Origin of the sequence: Streptomyces sp. CRCS-T-1 (assembly GCF_024442335.1) — a bacterium.
GTDB lineage: Bacteria > Actinomycetota > Actinomycetes > Streptomycetales > Streptomycetaceae > Streptomyces > Streptomyces koelreuteriae.
On sequence record NZ_CP101651.1, the window covers coordinates 3568651 to 3588175 of the forward strand.

Sequence of the window (19525 nt, forward strand, 5' to 3'; positions counted from 1 at the left end):
CGACGAGGGCCGCGGGGACCATCGGAGCCAACGGGCCCACCGAGGCGACGGGGGCCGCAGGAGCCACCGAGACCGCCGAGGCCACCAAACCCCCAGGGGCCACCGAGGCCACCAACCCCGCAGGGACGGAGGCCGACAGGACCACCGGGGCGGCCGACAGCGCCACCGAGGCCGCCCATCCCTCCGAGCCCACCGAACCCACCGAACCCACCGAACCCACCAACCCCACTACCGCCCTACCCGAGCGCCGACTGCACCCCGTCACCCCCCTGCGGCGGGCCTGGGCGCCGGTCGCTGTGGTCATCGGCTGGGCCGTGCACGACCTCGACGGGGCGCAGCGCCAGCTGACCCGGCTGACGACGACCACGTTGCTGCTCGGCCTCGCCGTGATCATCCCGGCCGCCGCCCTCTACGGCTTCTGCTCCTGGTGGTTCACGCGCTTCGCGGTGACCGACACCGAACTGCGCATCCGCACCGGCCTGGTGTTCCGGCGCACCGCGCACATCCGGCTGGAGCGCATCCAGGCCATCGACATCACCCAGCCGCTGCTCGCCCGGGTCGCGGGCGTCGCCAAGCTGAAACTCGACGTCATAGGGACCGACAAGAAGGACGAACTGGCCTTCCTGGGCGCGGACGAGGCACGCACCCTGCGCGCCGAACTGCTCGCCCGGGCGGCCGGTTTCGCACCCGAGACCGCCCACGAGGTCGGCGAGGCACCGTCCCGGCAGCTGCTCCGCGTGCCGCCGGGTGTCCTCGCCGTGTCACTGGTGCTGACGGGCGCCACCTGGGGATCGCTGGCCGCGGCGCTCGTCGTACCGCCGGTGCTGTGGCTGTTCACCCACAGCCTGTGGACAGTTCTCGCGGTCGCCCTGCCGCTCCTGGGCGCGGCGGGCGCGAGCAGCGTGGGGAGGTTCGTCGCCGAGTACGACTGGACGGTGGGCGAGTCGCCCGACGGGCTGCGCATCGACCACGGTCTGCTGGACCGGGCCCACGAGACGGTGCCGCCGGGCCGGGTGCAGACCGTGCGGATCGTGGAGCCGCTGCTGTGGCGGCGGCGCGGCTGGGTGCGCGTGGAACTCGATGTGGCGGGCTCGTCCAACTCCGTGCTGGTGCCGGTCGCCCCGCGCGAACTCGCGGAGACCGTCGTCGCGCTGGTGCTGCCCGGAGTGACCGTGCCGGAGCCCGCGGCCCTCGCGCCGTCGCCGCGCCGCGCCCGGTGGTGCGTGCCGGTGTGGTGGCGGGGGTACGGACTCGCCGTCACCGACGCGGTGTTCGCGGCGCGCTCCGGGCTGCTGGCGCGGAGTCTGGCGCTGGTGCCGCACGCCAAGGTGCAGAGCGTACGGATGACGCAGGGGCCCTGGGAGCGGGCCCGGGGCGTGGCCGACGTCTGTGTGGACACCGGCGCGAACAAGGTCGTACGGGCGCGGCTGCGGGACGCGGACGAGGCACGCGAGTTGCTGGCCCGGCAGGCGGAGCGCTCCCGGACGGGACGCAGGGACGCGCGCCCGGACCGCTGGATGGCGTGACCGGCCGAGAACCGAAAGGCGCGGGCCTCAGGACACCGCGCTGCGCAGCCCCTGCACGTCGATCTGTTCCGTCTCGTCGTGCGCGGTCAGGTCGATGACCTGGCCGATCCCGCGCGACTCCTCGTCCGCCGGCTTGTACCGGGCCTCCGCCTCGGCCTTGTGCAGGGCGAGGGCCTCCTGGCCGACGACATCCGCCAGGTCCTCGTTCTGCACGGCCTCCAGAGCGGCGCGGGACGTCTCCTGCTTGGTGCCGAAGAAGTCGAACCCGCCCTCGGTCCGCGGACGCCGCGCCGGCGTCTGCGGGGCGACGGCCACGGCGGTCGGCACGGCGTAGTGACCCGACGCGGCCGACCGCGAGAGCCGTTCGGTCTCGGACGTGGCGGACGCGGCGGACGTGGCGGACGTTCCGACGGCCGCCCGCTCGTGGGCGTCGACCGCCTCCGACCGCTCCCGCGGCTCGTCCTCGTGCGACGGCTCCCGGAGGTCCGGCTGTTCGTCCTTCGCCTCCTGCGCGGGCTCGTCCTCGTCGTCGTCCGGGACGCCGTCACCGTCGCCGTCCGGGCCGCCGTCCGGGTCCGGGGCCGCGTCGCCGTCGAACCGGGCGAGCGCGGCCGCCGCACGCAGGAACAGCCGGGACCCCTCCGGCGAGAAGACCGCGGGAACGGCCGGCTCCTCCTCGACGGCCAGATCCCCGGCCGTCGCGGCGGATGCCTCGTCCGCGTCCGCCGAACCGTCCGCCGGCTTCGACGCGCCCGCGGGCAGCGCGGCCCGCACCGGAACCGTCGCCTCGATCTCCAGCATCCGGCGGTCCTCGAGGACGCTCGCGCGCTCGGTCTCGGACGTGGCGTACCGGCGCAGCAGCGCGGCGTGTTCGTTGCGCAGCCCGGCCAGTTCCGTGCGCTTGGCGCGCAGCCGCTGCTCCAGCTTCACGCGCAGCTCGCGGGACTCCTCCAGGTCGCCCTCCAGTTCGGCGACGCGCTCCTCGAAGCGCCACTCGTCGCTCGCGCGCCCGCGCGTGAGGTCGGCGACGCGCTTGCCCGCCTGGCTGTCCCAGCGGCGCAGCACGACCGCGCCGACGACCGCCGTCGCCGCGGCGGCCGCCGCCAGACCGCGGAGCACCATCGGCTCCGTGAACACCCAGGGCCCCAGGGCGCAGACGAGGGAGACGCCTGCGATCGCCGACGGGGGAAGCAGCCTGTGCAGGGGCGGGGAATGGCGGTGACGTCCACGTGGCATGGCCAGAAACTTACCGCGCGTAGGCGAATCATGGTGAGCCACCCCGCAAAACAAAGCCATACCGAAGTGTTCACACCGCATCAGAACTCGACACCGAGCGGAATCCGCCCGTCAATCAATTCCCGAGATCACGCGCAGGATCACTCCCAAGATCATTTCCAGCGGTCCGCGAACGGCCGTCCAGCCGCCCGCTGATCCACTCCAGCGTCGCCGGAATCTCGCGCCGCCAGGTGTTGAAGTTGTGCCCGCCGCTTTCGAGGACGATCGACGAGATCCGCGTCCGCCCGGTGTTCTTCACGCGTTCGATGAACCGCAGCGTGTCCTTGTAGTTGGACTCCCCCTCCCTGCTGCTGGTGACCAGCAACGACGTATCGGGAGCGGGCCTGTGCTTCAGGTACCACCACAGATCGGCGCGATTGCGCAGCCCCTTGTCGCCCTGGAAGAGATCACCGGTCGTGGCGTCGATCGGCGCCTTGTAGTACGCGGAGAGACCGGCCCCGGCGGCGTACACATCGGGATGGTGCATGGCGATCTTCAACGCGCAGTAGCCGCCCGTGGAGTTGCCGACGATGCCCAGCCGGCCCGGCTTTGCGACCACCCTGAACTGCGAACGCAACGCGTCGGGCAGATCCCTCGCGAAGAACGACTCGGTCTGCGGCCCGCCCGGGATGTCCACGCACTCCGTGTCCCGGGGCGGCGCCACCGTCGGCCGCAGCATCACGAGGATCGTCGGCTTCATCCGCCCCGCCCGGGCCAGTTCCAGGGCCGTACGCGGATAGTGGAGCTTCTCCACCAGCGCCGACGCCGTACCCGGATAGCCGGTCAGCACCACGGCCGCGGGGAACGAACGGGTGCGGTACCGCGGCTGGAAGTACTCCGGCGGCAGATAGACGTACGCGGGCGTCGCGATGCGGGTCGTCCGGCCCACGATCCCGACCTCCTGGATCCGGCCGCCGACCTGGGGCTGAGCGCCGCCCGCCCCCGGCACCCGCCGCGTGGCGACCACCTCCAGCGGGCCGCCGCCCCGCGCGTGATCGACCACCACGCCCTGGTCCTTCTCCTGCCCGAACAGATCCGCCCAGCTCGCGTAGAACCCGAAAGCCTGGTTGGCGGCGAGACCCACCGCCGCGAACAGCGCCAACTGCGTGGCCAGCAGCAGACCGACGCGCCCGCACACCGCCCGCCAGCCGCGCCGGGCCAGCCGCGGCCACAGCCAGACCGTGCCGGCGAACAGCAGCACGGCCGACAGCGCCGCCAGCAGCAGCACGTTGTTGCTCGTGAGACCCATGGGTTGGTTACCTGTCCGCGCTCTCCGTCCGGCCACCCCGACCACACCTTCGCGAGGGCTTGTCCCGGACTTTCCTTGGCCTTTGAAACGGCTTTGACGTGGGGAGTGAACCTCTCCCCCCGAGACACCGTCCTAGAGGGCGCAATGTCGCCGGATGCCCGAATCGGTACCGGATCCAAGGTCTCTCGCAGAACTACGGGATGCGATGTCTGTCAGGACAGATGAGGAAATGTCGGTCGAGGTTCCGAGTCGCAGAAGCGACGCGGCTCCCACGGGCCGGGTGAACCGGGTGCGCCGGCTGCTGCGCGGACCGCGCCCCGAGGCCGTCCCCGTCCTGGTCGGCAGAGCATGCGCCCTCGTGGGCGTCCTGGACATCGCCGCGGGCGTGTTCCCCCGCTTCCGCCACAGCCGCATGCACGCCATCGCCGAGGTACTGCCCGGCGCGCTCGGCCCCTTCGCGGCCGCCCTGTCGCTCAGCACCGGCGTGCTGTTGCTGCTGCTCGCCCACGGCCTCAAGCGCGGCAAGCGCCGGGCCTGGCGGGCCGCCGTCGCCCTGCTGCCCGCCGGCGCCGTCGCCCAGTTCACGTACCGCCACTCGCTGGTCGGCGTACTGATCTCCCTGGCCCTGCTGGCACCGCTGCTGCTCCACCGCGACCAGTTCGACGCCCTGCCCGACCCGCGCAGCCGCTGGCGGGCCCTCGCCAACTTCGTCCTCATGAGCGCCGGTTCGCTCATGCTCGGCCTGCTCATCGTCAGCGTCCACGCCGAGCGCATCATCGGCGACCCGAGCCTGGCCGACCGCATCACCCACGTCATCTACGGCCTGTTCGGCTTCGAAGGCCCCGTCGAATACCAGGGCAACACCTCCTGGACCGTGGCCTTCTCGCTCGGCGCCCTCGGCCTGCTCACCGCCGTCACCACCATCTACCTGGCCTTCCGCCCCGAACACCCCGCCGCCCGGCTCACCGAGGAGGACGAGACCCGGCTGCGCGCCCTCCTGGAGCGGCACGGCCACCGCGACTCCCTCGGCCACTTCGCGCTCCGCCGCGACAAGGCCGTCGTCTTCTCCCCCAGCGGCAAGGCCGCCGTGACCTACCGCGTCGTCTCCGGCGTCATGCTCGCCAGCGGCGACCCCATCGGCGACGTCGAAGCCTGGCCCGGCGCCATCGAACAGTTCATGGACGAGGCCAAGGCCCACTCCTGGACCCCCGCCGTCATGGGCTGCTCCGAGACCGGCGGCGAGGTCTGGACCCGCGAGACCGGGCTCGACGCCCTCGAACTGGGCGACGAGGCGGTGGTGGACGTCAAGGATTTCTCCCTCGCCGGCCGCGCGATGCGCAACGTGCGCCAGATGGTCAAGCGCATCGAGCGCGCCGGTTACGAAACCCGGGTACGACGTGTCCGTGACCTCGGCGAGGCCGAGCTGGAACGCATCCGCCGCGCCGCCGACGACTGGCGCGGCACCGACACCGAACGCGGCTTCTCCATGGCGCTCGGCCGCGTCGGCGACCCCGCCGACGGCGACTGCCTCATCGCCACCGCCCACAAGGCCGACGAACACCCCGGCCCCTACGGCGACCTCAAGGCGATCCTGCACTTCGTGCCCTGGGGCACCGACGGCGCCTCCCTGGACCTCATGCGCCGCGACCGCTCCGCCGACCCCGGCATGAACGAACTCCTCATCGTCGCCGCCCTCCAGGCCGCCCCCCGGTTCGGCATCACCCGCGTCTCCCTCAACTTCGCCATGTTCCGCGCGGCCCTCGCCCGCGGCGAGAAGATCGGCGCCGGCCCGGTGCTGCGCGCCTGGCGCGGACTGCTCGTCTTCCTCTCCCGCTGGTTCCAGATCGAGTCCCTGTACAAGTTCAACGCCAAGTTCCGGCCGCGCTGGGAGCCCCGCTTCGTCGTCTACCGCGCCTCCGCCGACCTGCCCCGCATCGGATTCGCCGCCATGCAGGCCGAGGGCTTCGTCGACCTCGCCCTCCCCCTGCCGCGCTTCCTGCGCCGCCGCGGCCCGGCCGGCCGCCGCCCCTGCCCCCACGGCACCGCGACCGAACGGGGCGTCCGGGCGGCCTGACCGAGCCCCCACACGGGGCCGTCCCTTGGGCCGCAGCCCCGGACGGCCCCCGCCGGGGCCTACGCTGAACATATGAGCAACCAGAGCGGACGCGGGCGCGTGGCGGGCCTACCGGAATGGGACCGCTGCGCGGTCATGGGAGTCGTGAACGTCACCCCCGACTCCTTCTCCGACGGCGGCCGCTTCTTCGACACCACGACCGCCGTCAAACACGGCCTCGACCTGGTCACCGAGGGCGCGGACCTGGTCGACGTCGGCGGCGAGTCCACCCGCCCCGGCGCCGCCCGGGTGGACGAGGCCGAGGAACTGCGCCGCGTCATCCCCGTCGTCCGCGGCCTCGCCTCCGAAGGCGTCACCGTCTCCGTCGACACCATGCGCGCCTCCGTCGCCGAACGCGCCCTCGCCGCGGGCGCCGCCCTCGTCAACGACGTCAGCGGCGGCCTCGCCGACCCCCGCATGATCCCGGCCGTCGCCGACGCCGGCGCCCCCTTCGTCGTCATGCACTGGCGCGGCTTCCTCCAGGGCGGCAACGTCCGGGGCGAGTACACCGACGTCGTCCGCGAGGTCGTGGACGAGCTGCGCACCCGCGTGGACGCCGTCCTGGCCGGCGGCATCGCCCCCGACCGCGTCGTCGTCGACCCCGGACTCGGCTTCTCCAAGGACGCCGAGCACGACCTCGCGCTCCTCGCCGGCCTCGACCGGGTCCTGCGCCTCGGCCACCCCCTGCTCGTCGCCGCCTCCCGCAAACGCTTCCTCGGCCGCGTCCTCGCCGGCCCCGACGGCCCGCCCCCGCCCGCCCGCGAACGCGACGCGGCCACCGCCGCCGTCTCCGCCCTCGCCGCACACGCCGGCGCCTGGGCCGTCCGCGTCCACGAGGTACGCGCCACGGCCGACGCGGTACGGGTCGCCCACGCCATAGAAAGGGCGCGTACGACGGACACCGGCGCGGAAGGAACCCGGTGAGCGCCCCGCACACCGACGTCGAACAGGTCGAGGCCGCCAACACCGCCTTCTACGAGGCACTGGAGCGGGGCGACTTCGAGGAACTCGCCTCGCTCTGGCTGACCCCTGCCGACCTGGGCGTCGACGAGTCCTACCACGACCCGGCCGACACCGGCGTGGTCTCCTGCGTGCACCCCGGCTGGCCCGTGCTCACCGGCCGCGGCGAGGTCCTCCGGTCCTACGCGCTGATCATGGCGAACACCGACTACATCCAGTTCTTCCTGACCGATGTACACGTCTCGGTCACCGGCGACACCGCCCTCGTGAACTGCACCGAGAACATCCTCAGCGGCGGCCCCGCCCCCGAGGGCGACGAGGAGCTCGGCCCGCTCGTCGGCCAGCTCGTGGTCGCCACCAACGTGTTCCGGCGCACGCCCCAGGGGTGGAAACTCTGGTCGCACCACGCTTCCCCCGTTCTGGCCGAAACCGACGAGGACGAGGGCGAGGAGACCCCCTCCTGAGTGGGTAGGCGCCTGACAAGGGCCGGACCGCGGCGACGACGTGGTTGGAATCACGGACCCCCGGGTATGGGCGGCTACCAACCCATGAGCCGCCGGGTTCGCCAGGGGAAACGCTGGATGAATCCTGCCCGGCCCGGCCCGGGCGCCCACCCCCGTGGCCCGGCCCCCTCCGGGCTCGCAGGTAGATTCGACTGAGGCCGGTGTGCCGCCCGCACACGGCACGGACCGGCCGTGACCGACGATTGCAGGAGTGATTCGCGTGGATCGTGTCGCGCTGCGCGGCCTGAAGGCCCGTGGGCACCACGGTGTGTTCCCCGAGGAACGCAAGGAGGGCCAGACCTTTGTCGTGGACCTCGTCCTCGGCCTGGACACCCGGCCGGCCGCGGCCGACGACGACCTGGCGAAGACCGTTCACTACGGCATCGTGGCCGAGGAGGTCGTGGCCGTCGTCGAGGGCGAGCCCGTCAACCTCATCGAGACGCTCGCCGAGCGGATAGCCCAGGTATGTCTGAAGCACGAGGGGGTCGAGGAGGTCGAGGTGGCCGTCCACAAGCCGGACGCCCCGATCACCGTCCCCTTCGACGACGTGACCGTCACCATCACCCGGAGCCGAGTATGACTGCACCCTTCATCCAGGGTCCCAGCGACCCGACCGTACAGCCGGTACCCGCCTCCGTCGTCGACAAGGTCGACGCCGCCGACACCACGCTCAGCAACCCCAAATGGGCCGTGGTCGCCCTCGGCTCCAACCTCGGAAACCGCCTGGAGACCCTCCAGGGAGCCGTCGACGCCCTCGAGGACACGCCCGGCCTGCGCATCAAGGCCGTCTCCCCGGTCTACGAGACCGAGCCCTGGGGCGTGGAGCCCGGCAGCCAGCCCGCCTACTTCAATGCGGTCGTCGTCCTCAAGACCACCCTCCCGCCCTCCTCGCTCCTGGAGCGCGCGCACGCGGTCGAGGAGGCCTTCCACCGCGTCCGGGACGAGCACTGGGGCCCCCGCACCCTCGACGTCGACATCGTGTCCTACGCCGATGTCGTCTCCGACGACCCGCAGCTCACCCTCCCCCACCCCCGCGCCCACGAGCGCGCCTTCGTCCTGGCTCCCTGGAACGACCTGGACCCCGAGGCGCAGCTGCCCGGGCGCGGCCCGGTCGCCGGTCTGCTGGACGCCGTCACCCGCGACGGCGTGGCGCCCCGCAAGGACCTGGAACTCCGGCTGCCCGAGTAGCCGTTAAGGTCAAGACGGCCGCGGAACGGGGCCACCGACGGGGGAAGCGAAGGGACACCGTGAGAGAGCTGCGCATCAGGGTGCTGGTCGGCGTCTTCGTCGTGGCCGGAGTCCTGTCCTGGGCCGGGGCCCGCCTGTGGAACTCGGTCGGCACCCTTCCCGGCGTCCCCATGGCCGCCCCCATCGTCCTGGCCATGATCGCCGTGGTCCTCCTGGCCACGGCGCTCTCGCTCCGCGCCCGCCTGAAGGCCCAGCGCGAGCGGCAGCCCGACGCCAAGGGCGTCGACCCCATGATGGCGGCCCGCGCGGTCGTTTTCGGCCATGCCAGCGCCCTGGTCGCCGCCCTCGTCTCCGGCATGTACGGCGGCACCGGCGTCTTCCTCCTGGAGTCCCTCGACATCCCCGCCCGCCGCGACCAGGCCATCTACGCCGGCCTCTCCGTCCTCGCGGGCATCGCCGTCATAGCGACGGCCCTCTTCCTGGAACGCGTCTGCAAACTCCCGGAAGACGACGAACACGACGGCACGGGCACGGCCCCTACGACCTGACGCCCGGCGTCAGCGCGCCATGATGAGGCTCATCGCCTCGTTCCGGGTCGCCGCGTCCCGCAGCTGACCCCGCACGGCCGACGTCAGCGTCTTCGCGCCGGGCTTGCGGATCCCGCGCATGGACATGCACATGTGCTCGCACTCCACGACCACGATGACCCCACGCGGCTCGAGGATCTCCATCAGCGAGTCCGCGATCTGCGTGGTGAGTCGTTCCTGCACCTGCGGGCGCCGGGCGTAGACATCCACGAGCCGGGCCAGCTTGGACAGCCCGGTGATCTTTCCGCTGGTGGCCGGGATGTACCCGACATGAGCGACGCCCCGGAACGGTACGAGATGGTGTTCACAGGTGCTGTACACCTCGATGTCCTTCACGAGCACCATTTCGTCGTGCCCGATGTCGAACGTCGTCGTCAGCACATCCTCGGGCTTCTGCCACAGCCCGCCGAATATCTCCTTGTACGCCCGCGCGACCCGCGCCGGTGTTTCCCGGAGCCCCTCGCGGTCGGGGTCCTCGCCGACCGCGATCAGCAGTTCCCGAACGGCGTTCTCGGCTCTCTTCTCGTCGAATTCGCCGAGCTGGCCCTCGCCGGCCAGCGTCACGGGGTCGGTCATCTGGGTGCCTCGTTCCTGTGTCCTTCACGGGGCGGCCTGCGGAAATGGCGAAAAGCCGCGCCCCCCAGGCTAAAACCTGGGGGGCGCGGCATCCATTCCGGGCCCGGGGGCCGCGGGGAGAGCGGTGGTCAGCTCTCGGGGCGGTCCTCCGGGGTCCGCTCGGGCGCCGGGGCGGGTTCCGCCGTGGTGCTCTTCGCGGTGGAGATGGCCGGCGTCGCGCCGTTGGTCCCGTTCGTCAGGGCCAGCTCCTTGGGGGAGAGGACCGGCGGGCGGGTGGACGGCGTACGGCGGGAGGAGCCGGTCCAGGCGGGACGCGGCGGGCGCTTGACGATCGGCGCGAAGATCTCGGCGATCTCCTCCTTGCCCAGCGTCTCCTTCTCGAGGAGGGCCAGGACCAGGTTGTCGAGGACGTCGCGGTTCTCGACGAGGATCTCCCACGCCTCGTTGTGCGCGGTCTCGATGAGCTTCTTGACCTCTTCGTCGACCAGCGCGGCGATCTCTTCCGAGTAGTCGCGCTGGTGAGCCATCTCACGTCCGAGGAACGGCTCGGTGTTGTCGCCGCCGAACTTGATCGCGCCGAGACGCTCGGTCATGCCGTACTGCGTGACCATCGCGCGGGCCAGGCCGGTGGCCTTCTCGATGTCGTTGGCGGCACCCGTCGTCGGGTCGTGGAAGACGAGCTCCTCGGCCGCGCGGCCGCCCAGCATGTAGGCGAGCTGGTCGAGCATCTCGTTGCGCGTGGTCGAGTACTTGTCCTCGTCCGGCAGCACCATGGTGTAGCCGAGGGCGCGGCCTCTGGAGAGGATCGTGATCTTGTGGACGGGATCGGAGTTGGGTGAGGCCGCCGCGACCAGGGCGTGACCGCCCTCGTGGTACGCGGTGATCTTCTTCTCCTTGTCCGACATGATCCGGGTCCGCTTCTGCGGGCCCGCGACCACACGGTCGATCGCCTCGTCCAGCATGTGGTTGTCGATCAGCTTCTGGTCGCTGCGGGCCGTCAGCAGGGCGGCCTCGTTCAGCACGTTGGCGAGATCGGCACCCGTCATGCCGGGCGTGCGGCGGGAGACCGCCGACAGGTCGACGTCGGGCGCGACCGGCTTGCCCTTCTGGTGGACCTTGAGGATCTCCAGACGGCCCTGCATGTCCGGGCGGTCGACCGCGATCTGGCGGTCGAAGCGGCCGGGGCGCAGGAGGGCCGGGTCGAGGATGTCCGGGCGGTTCGTGGCGGCGATCAGGATGACGCCGCCCTTGACGTCGAAGCCGTCCATCTCGACGAGCAGCTGGTTAAGGGTCTGCTCGCGCTCGTCGTGGCCACCGCCGAGGCCGGCGCCGCGGTGGCGGCCGACCGCGTCGATCTCGTCGACGAAGACGATCGCCGGGGCGTTCGCCTTGGCCTGCTCGAAGAGGTCACGGACTCGGGAGGCACCGACACCGACGAACATCTCGACGAAGTCGGAACCGGAGATCGAGTAGAACGGCACGCCCGCCTCGCCGGCGACGGCTCGGGCGAGCAGGGTCTTGCCGGTGCCGGGCGGGCCGTACAGCAGCACGCCCTTGGGGATCTTGGCGCCGACGGCCTGGAACTTGGCGGGCTCCTGGAGGAACTCCTTGATCTCGTGGAGCTCCTCGACGGCCTCGTCCGAGCCGGCGACGTCCGAGAACGTCGTCTTGGGGGTGTCCTTGGTGATCAGCTTGGCCTTGGACTTCCCGAAGTTCATGACCCGGGAGCCGCCACCCTGCATCTGGTTCATCAGGAACAGGAAGATGACCACGATGAGGACCAGGGGCAGCAGGAAGGAGATCAGCATCCCGATGAACGGGTTCTGCTTGGACGGCGAGATCGTGTAGCCGTCCGAGATCTGCTTGTCCTGGTACTTGTTCTGCAGCGTGTTGGCGATGTCCACGCCCTGGTCGCCGATGTAGCTCGCCTGGATCTTCGAGCTGCCCTCGACCTTTACGCCGTCCTTGAGCGTGACCTTGATGGTCTGCTCGTCACCGGTGGTCAGCTTGGCCGACTCCACCTTGTTCTGGTTGATCGCCTGGACGACCTGGCCGGTGTCCACCGTCTTGTAGCCGCCGGACGAGCCGACGACCTGCATCAACACGACCACGGCAAGGACGGCCAGCACGATCCACATGACCGGCCCACGGAAGTATCGCTTCACGTCCATCCATACGGAGCGGTGCCGCCCCGTCCCTCCTGCCATAGTGAGTTTGATAAAGACTGTTCTTCGGACGGTACCCCAGCATTGTCACCTGAAGCTGCGCGGGACGACTGGCGATCCGTCTACGCATGCTCCAACGGCGGGAAGTCCGCTGGGGTTCCCGATCACCGTCACGGCACCCCGGCCGGGATTCAGCCGCCGTACACGTGGGGCGCGAGCGTACCGACGAACGGGAGGTTGCGGTACTTCTCGGCGTAGTCCAGGCCGTAGCCGACGACGAATTCGTTGGGGATGTCGAATCCGACCCATTCCACGTCGATGGCGACCTTCGCGGCCTCGGGCTTGCGCAGCAGGGTGCACACCTTGAGGGAGGCGGGCTCGCGCGAGCCGAGGTTGGAGAGCAGCCAGGACAGGGTCAGGCCGGAGTCGATGATGTCTTCGACGATGAGGACGTGCTTGCCCTTGATGTCGGTGTCGAGGTCCTTGAGGATCCGCACCACACCGGAGGACTGGGTGCCCGCCCCGTACGAGGATACGGCCATCCAGTCCATGGTGAGGGGGGTGGACAGCGCCCGGGCGAGGTCGGCCATGACCATCACCGCGCCCTTGAGGACTCCGACGATCAGCAGGTCCTTGCCCGCGTACTCCGCGTCGATCTTCGCGGCCAGCTCGGTGAGCTTGGCGTCGATCTCTTCTTTGGTGATGAGCACCTGCTGGAGGTCGGCACCCATGTCTTTCGCGTCCACCCGCATCACTTTCGGTCGTCCCACCGGCTGAGCGGCCCCTCCACGGATTGCCCGGAGGGGTCGTGGTTCAGCCTTGCCGAATCACCAGTCTGCCACCCTGCCGCTGGGCCACGACTTTGCCGGGGAGATTGATGGCTCCCTGACCGCGCCAGCCGGTGATGAGCCGGTCGACTTCTTCGATGTGGCGGGCGAACAGCGAGCCGGCCGGCGCACCGGCCGCGATGGCGGCCCGGCGCAGGACGCGGCGGCGTACGGCGGGGGGCAGGGCGTAGAGCTTCGCGCACTCCAGCACGCCGGTGGCGTCTCGGACGGTGGCCTCGGCCCGGCCGGCCCAGGCGTCGAGGGCGTCGGCGTCGTCGCGGGAGAGCTGTGCCGTGCGGGCGAGGGCTTCGACGACGCCTTTGCCGAGGGCCTTCTCCAGGGCGGGCAGGCCTTCGTGGCGCAGCCGGGAGCGGGTGTAGGCGGGGTCGGCGTTGTGGGGGTCGTCCCAGACGGGCAGGGACTGGACCATGCAGGCCTTGCGGGCGGTCTGCCGGTCGAGTTCCAGGAAGGGGCGCCGGTAGCGGCCGCCGGCCCCCGAGACCGCGGCCATTCCGGACAGGGAGCGGATGCCGGAGCCGCGGGCGAGGCCCAGGAGGACGGTCTCGGCCTGGTCGTCGCGGGTGTGGCCGAGGAGGACCGCGGTGGCGCCGTGGCGTTCGGCCGCGGTGTCGAGTGCGGTGTAGCGGGCGTCGCGGGCGGCGGCTTCGGGTCCGCCGGTGCGGCCGACGGTCACGGCGACGGAGTCGACCGGGTCGAGGCCGAGTTCGCGCAGGCGCTGGACGACTTCCGCGGCGCGGGCGTCGGAGCCGGGCTGGAGGCCGTGGTCGACGGTCACGCCGCCGGCTCTGATGCCGAGTTTGGGGGACTCGAAGGCGAGAGCGGAGGCGAGGGCCATGGAGTCGGCGCCGCCGGAGCAGGCCACGAGCACGAGCGGCGGGGGCGGCGGCTCGTGCGGGAGCGCGGCGGTGGCGCTGTGGTGTTCGGTGAGGAGGTCGTGGAGGACGCGGCGGACCGCCAGGCGTATCGCCGCGACCGCAGGATGGGGACCCATGTCCGGTTCCCTTCATGAAGTTGTCGGGGGGTGAGCCCGAGGTTCGGTCACGCAGAGTGTGTAGATGGTGACAGAACCGGGCCGTTCCCCGAGCATTGCACGCCTACCCCTGCCTCACGGTCCCTCGGACGGGTGATTGGAGGGGCGTTCGCCTGCCGTCCGCCGGTTTCCTTTCACGACCTCGCGGCGATGTTCACTACTCGGTCCTGCGGTGCACCCGCGCGACCCAGTCCGCCGGTTTGGCGATCTCCGTCTTGGTGGGGAGGGTGTTGGGCGAGGTCCACACGCGGTTGAAGCCGTCCATGCCGACCTCGTCGACGACGGCCCGTACGAAGCGTTCGCCGTCGCGGTACTGGCGGAGTTTGGCGTCCAGGCCGAGGAGCTTGCGCAGGGCCAGGTCCAGGCGGGAGGCGCCCTTGGCGCGGCGCTGCTGGAACTTCTCGCGGATCTCTCCGACGGTCGGTACGACGTCCGGGCCGACGCCGTCCATGACGAAGTCGGCGTGGCCCTCCAGGAGGGACATCACGGCGGTGAGGCGGCCGAGGATCTCCCGTTGGGCGGGGGTCTGCACGATTTCGACGAGGGAGCGGCCGCCGTCGTCCTCCTCGGCCTCGGGGCGGCCTCCGGCGAGGGTCTGGGCGGCTTCGCGTACGCGTTCCAGGACGGTCATGGGGTCGACGTCGGTCTCGCTGAGGAAGGCCTGGATCTCGCCCTCGAGGTGGTCCCGCAGCCAGGGCACGGCGGTGAACTGGGTGCGGTGGGTCTCCTCGTGGAGGCAGACCCAGAGGCGGAAGTCGTGGGGGTCGACGTCGAGTTCGCGCTCCACGTGCACGATGTTCGGGGCGACGAGCAGGAGCCGGCCGCCGCCGTTCTCCGCGGCGGGGAGGCCGGCGGTGGCGGGGGCGAAGGTCTCGTACTGGCCGAGGACGCGGGAGGCCAGGAAGGACAGCAGCATGCCCAGTTCCACGCCGGTGACCTTGCCGCCGACCGCGCTCATCACCGCGCCGCCGGGGGTGTTGCCGCGGCGGTCCTGCATCTTGTCGAGCAGGGGCTTGAGGAGTTCTCTGAAGCCGGCGACGTTCGCGCGGATCCAGCCGGGGCGGTCGACGACGAGGACGGGGGTGTCGTGTCCCTCCTCGGTGCCCAGGCGGGTGAAGCCGCGGACGTGTCCCTCCGAGGCCTTGGCGTGCCGACGCAGTTCCGCGACGACGGCGCGGGCCTCGTCCCGGCTGACGTCGGGGCCCGGCCGTACGAGCCGGGTCGCGGTCGCGACCGCGAGATTCCAGTCGACCATGCCGGTTGAAGCACCACCGATGCTCGTCATGCGTCAACCGTACGTGAGCGCTGGCCGCTGGGGCAGGGCGGCGAGGGGTGGGTGACGCCGGGGTGCGTTGTCAGGTGCTCGGCGTTCGGCGGGGTCGGCGGGGGCCGGGGTTTCTCGGCCTGTGCTCGGCGTTGCCCGCTGTGCCCACCCGTTCCGCCCCAGCAGAACGACTGCCCACAGCAGGGCAAGCGGTTATCGGCAGCCGCATTCCGACAGGGTCGTCGCCGCTCTGTCCAGGGCCTTCTGGGCTGCTTCGGGGTTGGTGGTCTCGTTGGCCATGAACGCGAAGGCGAGGAGGCGGCCGTCCTGGTCGACGAGGGTGCCCGCGAGGGTGTTGACGCCGGTCAGGGTGCCGGTCTTGGCGCGTACGACGCCGGCTGCTCCGTCCGTGTAGCGGCTGGTCAGGGTGCCGGTGAAGCCGGCGACGGGGAGGCCGGTGAGGGCCGGGCGGAGTTCGGGGTGGCCGGGGTCGGCCGCCTTGGCCAGGAGGGCGGTGAGGAGGTCCGCCGTCAGCCGGTCGGCGCGGTTCAGGCCGCTGCCGTCCTTGAAGGCGGCGCCCTTGAGAGGGAGGCCGAGCTTGCGCAGCTGCGTGCCGACGGCCCGGTCGGCGCCTTCGAAGTCGGCGCGCTCGCCGGTGGCGAGGGCGGTCTGGCGGGCGAGGGCCTCGGCGATGTCGTTGTCGCTGTTGGTCAGCATGCGTTCGACGAGGGCGGAGAGCGGGGGCGAGGAGACCGTGGCGAGGGTCTTGGCCCGGGTGGTGGCCTTGGAGGGGCCGGGGGCCGTGGTCTTGATGCCGTGGGACTTCAGGAGGTCGCCGAAGCGGTCGGCCGCGTCCTGCGCCGGGTCGGGGACGCGGGCGACGGGGCCCTTGGTCGAGTCGTCGGTGCGGGCCTCGTCGGCCATCAGGGGGCTGATGAGGGCGAGGTTGGGGTTGACCCCGATCGGGTGCTTTTCGTCGCCCGCGTAGAGGGTCGTGTCGTAGGAGAGCGTCACCTCGCGGATGCCCCGTTCGGCGAGGGATCCGGCCGTGTCGGCGGCCAGGTCGCGCAGGCTCGCCGCTCCGGCGGCGTCCTCGTGGGCGGTGAGGGTGGGGTCGCCGCCGCCGACCAGGACGACTTCCCTGGTGTCGGGTTCCAGCGCGGCGCGGGTGGTGATGCGGTGGTCGGCGCCCATGGCGGACAGCGCGGCGACGGCCGTGGCGATCTTCGTCGTGGAGGCCGGGGTGAGCGCGGCGTCGGAGCCCGTGCCGTACAGGCGCCTGCCGCTTGTGACGTCGACGACAGCGGCGGCGGGCCGGGGGCCGAGCGCGGGGTCCTCCAGCAGGGGTGTGAGGGCGCTGCTGAGGGCCCTGCCGTCGGGGGCGGACTTCACCTTGCTGACGCCGCCGAGGCCCCTGAGCACCGGGGCGGCGCTGGGGGCGGGCCGGGGCCTGCCGGGGGCGCCCGAGGTGCCGCCGTGATCTGTGCCACCCGGGCGGTTCAGGGCGGCGGCCCGGTCCCGCTCGGCCGTACGCTGACCCGAGGAGTCCCAGGGACCGGCGGCGGTCACCACACCGGCGGCCAGTGCGAGACCGGCGGTGGCGGCCCCCGCGGTGTACTGCCAGGTCTTCGGCCGCATGAGCCGCGCGACCTGCGGTTTCCCGGCCCGTGCAAGCCGCGCGACCCGTGGTTTCGCGGCCGCGGCGGCCCGGGCCAGGCGCGGTCGTACGGCACCCGCGATCCGCACCACGTGCGGTCTCGCGGACCGCCATGGCCTCAGCTCTGGCACGAACACCAGCCCCTTTCGCGATCACACACCTGCGTGAGGGACACTTAACCACCAGAACTATGTGTTGATCATGGAGGAGCCACCGGTGGAGTTCGACGTCACGATCGAGATTCCGAAGGGTTCGCGCAACAAGTACGAGGTGGACCACGAGACCGGTCGTATCCGCCTGGACCGGCGACTCTTCACCTCGACCGCCTACCCGACCGACTACGGCTTCGTCGAGAACACCCTCGGCGAGGACGGCGACCCGCTGGACGCGCTGGTCATCCTGGACGAGCCGACGTTCCCGGGCTGTCTCATCAAGTGCCGTGCGATCGGCATGTTCCGTATGACGGACGAGGCCGGTGGCGACGACAAGCTGCTGTGCGTCCCGGCGACGGACCCGCGTGTGGAGCACCTGCGGGACATCCACCACGTGTCGGAGTTCGACCGCCTGGAGATCCAGCACTTCTTCGAGGTCTACAAGGACCTCGAGCCCGGCAAGTCGGTCGAGGGTGCCGACTGGGTGGGCCGTACGGACGCCGAGGTCGAGATCGAGCGGTCCTACAAGCGTTTCAAGGAGTCGGGCGGGCACTGACCCTTCCTCGACACCCATCGGGCCGCACGCCTGCGCGTGCGGCCCGTTCGTCCGTTTGTGCGCATACTGAAGCTGTGGGGGGTACGAGGCTGACGTGTCGTACAGGGAGCGCCAGGCAGTGACGGACGCGGAGGACCGCAAGCCGAAGTCGGACGAGGCGAGGAGCAACTTCTCGCCTCCCGGTGGGGCCGCCGTCGACGGGGAGATGTCGACGACGTCGGAGTTCGCCATACCGGAAGGGCTGGCCGTCCACAGGACGGCCGGTGCGGAGGCCGAGACCACGTCGGAGTTCTCCCTGCCGCAGGGGATGGACGTCCCGCAGGCGCCCTCGGCGGAGCCGGAGGGGTCGGCGTTCACGACGCCGAGCACGTACACCGCGAAGCACGCCCTGTCCGCGTTCACCCCGCCGACCGGGATTCCCGTGGTCAGCCTGACCAAGGACGTGCCCTGGCAGGACCGGATGCGCACGATGCTGCGGATGCCGGTGGCGGAGCGGCCGGCGACGGAACCGAGCCAGCGGCACGCCGACGAGGCGGGGCCCGCGGTGCCCCGTGTGCTCGACCTGACGCTGCGTATCGGGGAGTTGCTGCTGGCGGGCGGTGAGGGCGCCGAGGACGTGGAGGCGGCCATGTTCGCCGTCTGCCGGTCCTACGGTCTGGACCGCTGCGAGCCGAACGTCACCTTCACGCTGCTGGCGATCTCCTATCAGCCGTCGCTCGTCGACGACCCGGTCACGGCGTCGCGGACCGTGCGCCGCAGGGGCACCGACTACACGCGTCTCGCGGCCGTGTACCAGCTGGTGGACGACCTCAGCGACCACGAGACCGCGGTCTCCCTGGAGGAGGCCTACCGGCGGCTGGCGGAGATCCGCCGTAACCGGCACCCCTACCCCGGCTGGGCGCTGACCGGTGCGAGCGGGCTGCTGGCCGGTGCGGCCTCCGTGCTCGTCGGCGGTGATCTGCTCGTGTTCGTCGCCGCCGCGCTGGGCGCGATGCTCGGTGACCGGCTGGCGTGGCTGTGCGCGGGGCGCGGGCTGCCGGAGTTCTACCAGTTCACGGTGGCCGCGATGCCGCCGGCCGCGATCGGGGTCGCGCTCACGCTCGTCCATGCGAACGTCAACGCGTCCGCGGTCATCACCGGTGGACTGTTCGCGCTGCTGCCCGGGCGGGCGCTGGTGGCGGGGGTACAGGACGGGCTGACCGGCTTCTACATCACCGCGTCCGCGCGTCTGCTGGAGGTTCTGTACTTCTTCGTGGGCATCGTCGCGGGTGTGCTGCTGGTGCTGTACTTCGGTGTGCAGCTGGGGGCGCGGCTGAACCCCGACGGGGCGCTCGGGATCTCCGACCAGCCGGTGCTGCTGATCGGGGCGTCGATGCTGCTGTCGCTGGCGTTCGCCGTGCTGCTTCAGCAGGAACGATCCACCGTGGTGTGGGTGACGCTGAACGGCGGTGTCGCGTGGGTCGTGTACGGCGCGATGCATCTGGCCGGGGATATCTCGCCGGTGGCGTCGACGGCCGCGGCGGCGGGGCTGGTGGGGCTGTTCGGGCAGTTGTTGTCGCGGTATCAGTTCGCTTCGGCCCTGCCGTACACGACTGCCGCGATCGGGCCCCTGCTGCCGGGTTCCGCGACGTACTTCGGTCTGCTGGCGATCGCGCAGAACGAGATCGACGAGGGGCTGGTGTCGCTGTCCAAGGCGGTGGCGCTGGCCATGGCCATCGCCATCGGGGTGAATCTGGGGTCCGAGATCTCGCGGATGTTCCTGCGGATCGGGTCCGCGGAGAAGCGGCGGGCCGCCAAGCGGACGCGAGGGTTCTAGCGCCGAGTGCCTATGGGGTCGGGGCTTCGTGTCCGTTGGCGGCTGCGGGTGGTTCGTGGC

At 71.4% G+C, this 19525-nt stretch carries 17 protein-coding genes; 9 read left to right on the plus strand and 8 right to left on the minus strand.

All coding sequences use genetic code 11. The features are described 5' to 3' along the window. The first annotated feature begins 251 nt into the window (after nt 1–251). Nucleotides 252–1526, plus strand: a complete 1275-nt coding sequence (locus tag NNW99_RS15930) for a PH domain-containing protein (RefSeq protein ID WP_215124301.1) — start codon at nt 252–254, stop codon at nt 1524–1526. Nucleotides 1527–1553: 27 nt separating this feature from the next. On the opposite strand, the gene NNW99_RS15935 is transcribed toward NNW99_RS15930, so the two are convergent. Then, complete coding sequence (locus tag NNW99_RS15935) at nt 1554–2762, minus strand: hypothetical protein (protein WP_215119815.1); 1209 nt, start codon at nt 2760–2762, stop codon at nt 1554–1556. Nucleotides 2763–2877: 115 nt separating this feature from the next. After that, nucleotides 2878–4050 (minus strand): esterase family protein, encoded by a 1173-nt coding sequence (locus tag NNW99_RS15940; RefSeq protein ID WP_215119816.1) that lies wholly within the window; start codon nt 4048–4050, stop codon nt 2878–2880. Nucleotides 4051–4279: 229 nt separating this feature from the next. Between NNW99_RS15940 and NNW99_RS15945 the strand changes: the two genes are divergently transcribed. The 6 genes from NNW99_RS15945 to NNW99_RS15970 all read left to right on the plus strand — a co-directional run bounded on the left by NNW99_RS15945 (nt 4280) and on the right by NNW99_RS15970 (nt 9362). Next, nucleotides 4280–6124 carry a phosphatidylglycerol lysyltransferase domain-containing protein gene (locus NNW99_RS15945; protein WP_215119817.1) on the plus strand — a complete coding sequence of 615 codons (1845 nt, stop codon included), beginning with the start codon at nt 4280–4282 and terminating at the stop codon, nt 6122–6124. Between the two features lie 72 nt (nt 6125–6196). Continuing rightward, nucleotides 6197–7087: a dihydropteroate synthase gene (folP, locus tag NNW99_RS15950; protein WP_215119818.1), complete on the plus strand. Its 891-nt coding sequence runs from the start codon at nt 6197–6199 to the stop codon at nt 7085–7087. Continuing rightward, on the plus strand, nt 7084–7587 hold the full coding sequence (locus NNW99_RS15955) for a nuclear transport factor 2 family protein (protein WP_215119819.1): 504 nt from the start codon (nt 7084–7086) through the stop codon (nt 7585–7587). The genes folP and NNW99_RS15955 overlap by 4 nt, the downstream gene beginning before the upstream one ends. A gap of 259 nt (nt 7588–7846) precedes the next feature. Then, nucleotides 7847–8206 (plus strand): dihydroneopterin aldolase, encoded by a 360-nt coding sequence (folB, locus tag NNW99_RS15960; RefSeq protein WP_215119820.1) that lies wholly within the window; start codon nt 7847–7849, stop codon nt 8204–8206. After that, nucleotides 8203–8814: a 2-amino-4-hydroxy-6-hydroxymethyldihydropteridine diphosphokinase gene (gene folK / locus NNW99_RS15965; RefSeq protein WP_215119821.1), complete on the plus strand. Its 612-nt coding sequence runs from the start codon at nt 8203–8205 to the stop codon at nt 8812–8814. Before folB ends, folK begins: the two co-directional genes overlap by 4 nt. Nucleotides 8815–8873: 59 nt before the next feature. Next, nucleotides 8874–9362: a DUF3180 domain-containing protein gene (locus NNW99_RS15970; RefSeq protein ID WP_215119822.1), complete on the plus strand. Its 489-nt coding sequence runs from the start codon at nt 8874–8876 to the stop codon at nt 9360–9362. A gap of 9 nt (nt 9363–9371) precedes the next feature. Here NNW99_RS15970 and folE read toward each other — a convergent pair whose 3' ends face one another. The 6 genes from folE to dacB all read right to left on the minus strand — a co-directional run bounded on the left by folE (nt 9372) and on the right by dacB (nt 17078). Continuing rightward, complete coding sequence (gene folE / locus NNW99_RS15975) at nt 9372–9977, minus strand: GTP cyclohydrolase I FolE (protein ID WP_215119823.1); 606 nt, start codon at nt 9975–9977, stop codon at nt 9372–9374. A 128-nt stretch (nt 9978–10105) separates the two neighbouring features. Next, nucleotides 10106–12148: an ATP-dependent zinc metalloprotease FtsH gene (ftsH, locus tag NNW99_RS15980; protein WP_215119824.1), complete on the minus strand. Its 2043-nt coding sequence runs from the start codon at nt 12146–12148 to the stop codon at nt 10106–10108. Between the two features lie 185 nt (nt 12149–12333). After that, nucleotides 12334–12894, minus strand: coding sequence for a hypoxanthine phosphoribosyltransferase (hpt, locus tag NNW99_RS15985; RefSeq protein ID WP_215124302.1), 561 nt, complete (start codon nt 12892–12894; stop codon nt 12334–12336). 61 nt (nt 12895–12955) lie between these two features. Next, a complete protein-coding gene (gene tilS / locus NNW99_RS15990) occupies nt 12956–13981 on the minus strand; it encodes a tRNA lysidine(34) synthetase TilS (RefSeq protein WP_215119825.1) in 1026 nt (341 codons plus the stop codon). 196 nt (nt 13982–14177) lie between these two features. Continuing rightward, complete coding sequence (locus NNW99_RS15995; RefSeq protein ID WP_215119826.1) at nt 14178–15305, minus strand: zinc-dependent metalloprotease; 1128 nt, start codon at nt 15303–15305, stop codon at nt 14178–14180. 192 nt (nt 15306–15497) lie between these two features. After that, the gene (gene dacB / locus NNW99_RS16000; RefSeq protein WP_215119827.1) at nt 15498–17078 is read right to left on the minus strand and encodes a D-alanyl-D-alanine carboxypeptidase/D-alanyl-D-alanine-endopeptidase; all 1581 of its coding nucleotides are present in this window, start codon (nt 17076–17078) and stop codon (nt 15498–15500) included. Between the two features lie 79 nt (nt 17079–17157). Here dacB and NNW99_RS16005 point away from each other — a divergent pair, with 79 nt between their 5' ends. Both NNW99_RS16005 and NNW99_RS16010 read left to right on the plus strand, forming a co-directional pair. Next, nucleotides 17158–17649, plus strand: coding sequence for an inorganic diphosphatase (locus NNW99_RS16005; protein WP_215119828.1), 492 nt, complete (start codon nt 17158–17160; stop codon nt 17647–17649). 118 nt (nt 17650–17767) lie between these two features. Further along, nucleotides 17768–19465: a threonine/serine exporter ThrE family protein gene (locus NNW99_RS16010; RefSeq protein WP_215119829.1), complete on the plus strand. Its 1698-nt coding sequence runs from the start codon at nt 17768–17770 to the stop codon at nt 19463–19465. Nucleotides 19466–19525: the final 60 nt, after the last annotated feature.

Bases quoted from the DNA above. Each gene is read 5' to 3' on its own strand.
- folE (WP_215119823.1), bottom strand. From the start codon at position 9,977: ATGACCGACCCCGTGACGCTGGCCGGCGAGGGCCAGCTCGGCGAATTC.
- NNW99_RS15940 (WP_215119816.1), bottom strand. From the start codon at position 4,050: ATGGGTCTCACGAGCAACAACGTGCTGCTGCTGGCGGCGCTGTCGGCC.
- hpt (WP_215124302.1), bottom strand. From the start codon at position 12,894: ATGCGGGTGGACGCGAAAGACATGGGTGCCGACCTCCAGCAGGTGCTC.
- ftsH (WP_215119824.1), bottom strand. From the start codon at position 12,148: ATGGACGTGAAGCGATACTTCCGTGGGCCGGTCATGTGGATCGTGCTG.
- NNW99_RS15995 (WP_215119826.1), bottom strand. From the start codon at position 15,305: ATGACGAGCATCGGTGGTGCTTCAACCGGCATGGTCGACTGGAATCTC.
- NNW99_RS15945 (WP_215119817.1), top strand. From the start codon at position 4,280: ATGTCGGTCGAGGTTCCGAGTCGCAGAAGCGACGCGGCTCCCACGGGC.
- folK (WP_215119821.1), top strand. From the start codon at position 8,203: ATGACTGCACCCTTCATCCAGGGTCCCAGCGACCCGACCGTACAGCCG.
- folP (WP_215119818.1), top strand. From the start codon at position 6,197: ATGAGCAACCAGAGCGGACGCGGGCGCGTGGCGGGCCTACCGGAATGG.
- tilS (WP_215119825.1), bottom strand. From the start codon at position 13,981: ATGGGTCCCCATCCTGCGGTCGCGGCGATACGCCTGGCGGTCCGCCGC.
- NNW99_RS15935 (WP_215119815.1), bottom strand. From the start codon at position 2,762: ATGCCACGTGGACGTCACCGCCATTCCCCGCCCCTGCACAGGCTGCTT.